Below are 3,894 nucleotides of genomic sequence, written 5' to 3' on the forward strand. Positions count from 1 at the left end.
GTTCCCCCTCCGTCCCGGGGCTATCGCCCCGGTCCACCTCCCCCAAAGGGGTGGAGGATTTAGAACCGTCTAATTGCTCCACCTCAGGGGGAGCTGTCGGCGTAGCCGACTGAGGGGGTCAACGGCGTCTCAGCGGTCCCCCTCCCAGAGGGGAGAGGACTTACAGACGGCCTGTACCCTAGCTCCGGTAATCCCCGTTGATGGCCACGTACTGCTTGGTCAGGTCGCAGGTCCAGACTGTGGCGGAGCCCCGGCCGATGCCGACGTCGACGCTGACCTCCAGCTCGGCCTGCTTCATGTAGGCGCTCATCTTCGCTTCATCATAGGTGGGCGAGACGAGACCATCCTGGGCGGCAACCAGGGGGCCGAACTGAACCCTCAGCCGGGTGCGGTCGATGGGCTCGTCGGCGCGGCCCACCGCCATGACGATCCGGCCCCAGTTGGCGTCCTCGCCAGCGAAGGCGGTCTTGACCAGGGGGCTCTCGGCGATGGTCCGGGCGATCTTGCGCGCCGAGGCGGGGCTTTCCGCGCCCGAGACATTGATGCGCACGAACTTGGTCGCCCCCTCCCCGTCCCGCACCAGTTGCAGGGCGAGGTCCAGGAGGACTGCCTCGAGCTTTTCCCGGAAGTCCGCCAGCCGGCGGTCGCCCGCGCGGCTGATCCGCGGGGCCTCGGACTTGCCGGTGGCGAACAGGAGGAGGGTGTCATTGGTGGAACGGTCGCCATCCACCGTCACGCAGTTGAAGGTCGAGCGCGTATAGAGGCTGACCAGGGTCTGCAGAGCGTTGGGAGCGATATCGGCGTCCGTGGCGACGAAGGCCAGCATGGTGGCCATGTCTGGCGCGATCATGCCCGAACCCTTGCAGATGCCGGCGATCCGGACCGTCTTCCCGTCGATCTGGGCCTCGGCGAAGGCCCCCTTGGGAAAGGTATCGGTGGTCATGATGGCCCCGGCGGCGGCCGACCAGGCGTCGGAGGCCAGGGCCGCTTCGGCCTCGGGCAGGCGCTGGGTGATCTTCACATCGTCCAGGAGCACGCCGATGACGCCTGTGGAGGCCAGCATGACGTCGCGCTGGCGGCAGTCGAACCGCTTGGCCACCGCCGAGGCGACCCGGCGGGCGGCGTCCGCCCCGGGCTTGCCGGTGAAGGCATTGGCGCAGCCGGCGTTCACCACCAGGGCCCGGGCGTCCTCGCCCTGGGACTGGGCCAGGACCCGCCGACACCAGTCTACCGGCGCCGAGCCCACACCATGCCGGGTGAAGACCCCGGCGACGCTTGTGCCCTCGGCAAAGCGCATGACCAGCAGGTCCTCGCGTTCATGCTTGTAAAAACCAGCCCGGGCGGTGGCCATCTCCACGCCCTCGATGGGAGGAATGCGCGGAAAGGGAACGGCAAGGGGCGAAACGGGCAAGGCGCCCTTGGCCGGCGCGGCCGCCTCAGTCGCGGGACGGTCAAAGGCCCTCGCCTGCCGGTCAGCGCGCCTCAGAGAGGCCCGCTTGAGCGCCGAGGTGAGCGGGTCCAGGGCCTTCTCGAAGGTCTGTCCTACCACCTCGACCGGCGTGGCGGCGGCGCGACGGCGCGGGGCGGCGGCCTCGGGCTCTTCGGGCTTACGGCTCATGGTGCCTTCCCCTCCTTGCGGTTCGGCGGTGGGCTTGGTGGCGGATCCGCCGCAGGCGGGGCAGCGGCGGGCTCCCGGGGCTGGCCGGGAACATCGGGGGTGGTCTTCAGGAAGGTCTGCACCTTGGCCTGGCCCCGCAGTTTCTCGAGAAGGTCGCGCACCTGGTCATAGGTCAGGAAGCGCACGATCTGCGGACGCGCGGCCTCCAGGGAGATGGGCGCCTCGGGACGGCGGTCCTCGATCCTGACGAGGGCCCATCCGCCCTCGACCGGAAAGGGCCCAACGGTCTGGCCCGCCTTGGCGGTCTTGAGGGACGCCGCATAGGAATCCGGCATGATGTCGACTGTGAAATAGCCAAGGTCGCCGCCGTTGAACCGGGTCGCCGCATCCACGCTGCGCTCCATGGCGAGGGCCTCGAAGGACCCGCCGGATCCCAGGAGCCTGCGGACCGCATCGGCCTCGGCCTGGGTCGCGACCACGATCTGGCGGGCGCGGATCTCCTCGGTCTGGCGTGAGAGCCGCACCTGCTCCTGGTAGAGGTCGCGGATGGCGGACTCGCTGATGGCGCCGGTGACGGTGGAGTCGACCACCAGGTCTGCCAGGATCCGCTCGCGGGCGGCCGCCAAGCGCCGTTGGACGGCCGGATCCCGGTCGAGCTTGCGCCGGGTCGCCTCAGCGGCCAGCAGGCGGCGGTCGATCACTTCGTCGGTGGTGCGCCGAAAGGGATCGGACGCTGGATCCAGGGGCTCGCCCTCGCCGATCAGGCCCTGGGCGACCGCCTCGCGCTTGACGTCGGAGGTCCAGACAGGCGCGCCATCGACCCGAGCCACCACCGCGTCTCCGGGTTCGGGCGGGGCATCTGCCTTCTGGCGGCCTTCGCATCCGGACAGGAGCAGGCCTCCAACTAGCAGCGCCGCGGCGAGCGGGCGGGCCTGCCGGAGAAGGAAGAGGTGCTGGAACATGCCCGCGAAACCCCTGAGACGACGGTTTAAAACCTGTCCCTAGACCTTCCCGGGGGGCCTTGCAAAGCACAGCGCTGCTCGGCCCGTCACGGGCGCTTCGCGTTGACAGTGAAGGGGGGGGTGCTTAAGTCACGACCACCCCGGAGGAAGCGGGTTTTCCGGGCTCCCGGGAAGTCTTCAGGACACACCGCCCTCCTCACCCCGCACAGGTCCGGACCCATCTCGTGAGCATCTTCCAGCGACTCTTCGGCTCTTCAAATGACCGTAAGGTCAAGGCCCTCGCGGGCCGGGTGGCGAAGATCAACCGCCTCGAGCCTAGCACCCAGGCGCTGAGTGACGAGGCGCTGAGGGCCAAGACCGTCGAGTTCCGCGAGCGCCTCGGGCGCGGCGAAACCCTAGACCAGCTGCTGGAGGAAGCCTTCGCCGTGGTGCGAGAGGCGTCCAGGCGGGTGCTCGGCCAACGCCATTTCGACGTCCAGCTGGTCGGCGGGATCGGCCTGCATGAGGGCGGAATCTCCGAGATGCGTACCGGCGAGGGCAAGACCCTGGTCGCCACCTCGCCGGTCTACCTGAACGCCCTGGCGGGCAAGGGTGTCCACGTCATCACCGTCAACGACTACCTCGCCCAATTGCATGGCGACTGGATGGGCCAGGTCTACCGCTTCCTCGGAATGTCGGTGGGCGTCATCGTGCACGGCCTCAGCCAGGGCCAGCGCAAGGCGGCCTATGCGGCCGACATCACCTACGGCACCAACAACGAATTCGGCTTCGACTATCTCCGCGATAACCTCGTCTACGAACTCGAGGAGATGGTGCAGCGGGGGCACAACTTCGTCATCGTCGACGAGGTGGACTCAATCCTGATCGATGAGGCGCGCACCCCCCTCATCATCTCGGGACCCACCGAAGATCGATCGGATTTCTACCGGACCGTCGATGTCCTGGTGAAGGAACTGATCAAGGATCCCTCGACCTTCGACCACGACGAAAAGCAGAGGCAGGTCATCCTCACCGAGACCGGCGCCGAGACCATCGAGGAGATGTTGCGGGCGGGCGACCATCTGGAAGAAGACACCACCGGCCTCTACGACGCCGCAAACGTCTCGGTCGTGCATCACGTCAATCAGGCCCTGAAGGCCAATGTCCTCTACACCCGCGAGAAGGACTATATCGTCCGCTCGGGTGAGGTGGTGCTGATCGACGAGTTCACCGGCCGGATGATGCAGGGCCGCCGCCTCTCGGAGGGCCTGCACCAGGCCATCGAGGCCAAGGAAGGCGCGCACGTCCAGCCCGAGAACCAGACCCTCGCCTCGG

3 protein-coding genes are annotated in these 3,894 nt (G+C 68.0%); 1 reads left to right on the forward strand and 2 read right to left on the reverse strand.

What is annotated here, in order from left to right:
* Positions 1-178 precede the first annotated feature (178 nt).
* Together argJ and WCJ52_RS12060 are read right to left on the reverse strand one after the other, a co-directional pair.
* Entirely contained in the window at positions 179-1,618 is a 1,440-nt protein-coding gene (gene argJ / locus WCJ52_RS12055; protein ID WP_336903552.1) for a bifunctional glutamate N-acetyltransferase/amino-acid acetyltransferase ArgJ, read from the reverse strand.
* Positions 1,615-2,580: a peptidylprolyl isomerase gene (locus WCJ52_RS12060; RefSeq protein ID WP_336903553.1), complete on the reverse strand. Its 966-nt coding sequence runs from the start codon at positions 2,578-2,580 to the stop codon at positions 1,615-1,617. Before WCJ52_RS12060 ends, argJ begins: the two co-directional genes overlap by 4 nt.
* Before the next feature lie 224 nt (positions 2,581-2,804).
* Here WCJ52_RS12060 and WCJ52_RS12065 point away from each other — a divergent pair.
* Positions 2,805-3,894, forward strand: a 1,090-nt coding sequence (locus WCJ52_RS12065; protein ID WP_336903554.1) for a DEAD/DEAH box helicase, incomplete at its 3' end; no start/stop codon positions are given.

The sequence above is a fragment of the Phenylobacterium sp. genome, from assembly GCF_037138395.1.
Classification (GTDB): Bacteria; Pseudomonadota; Alphaproteobacteria; order Caulobacterales; family Caulobacteraceae; genus Phenylobacterium.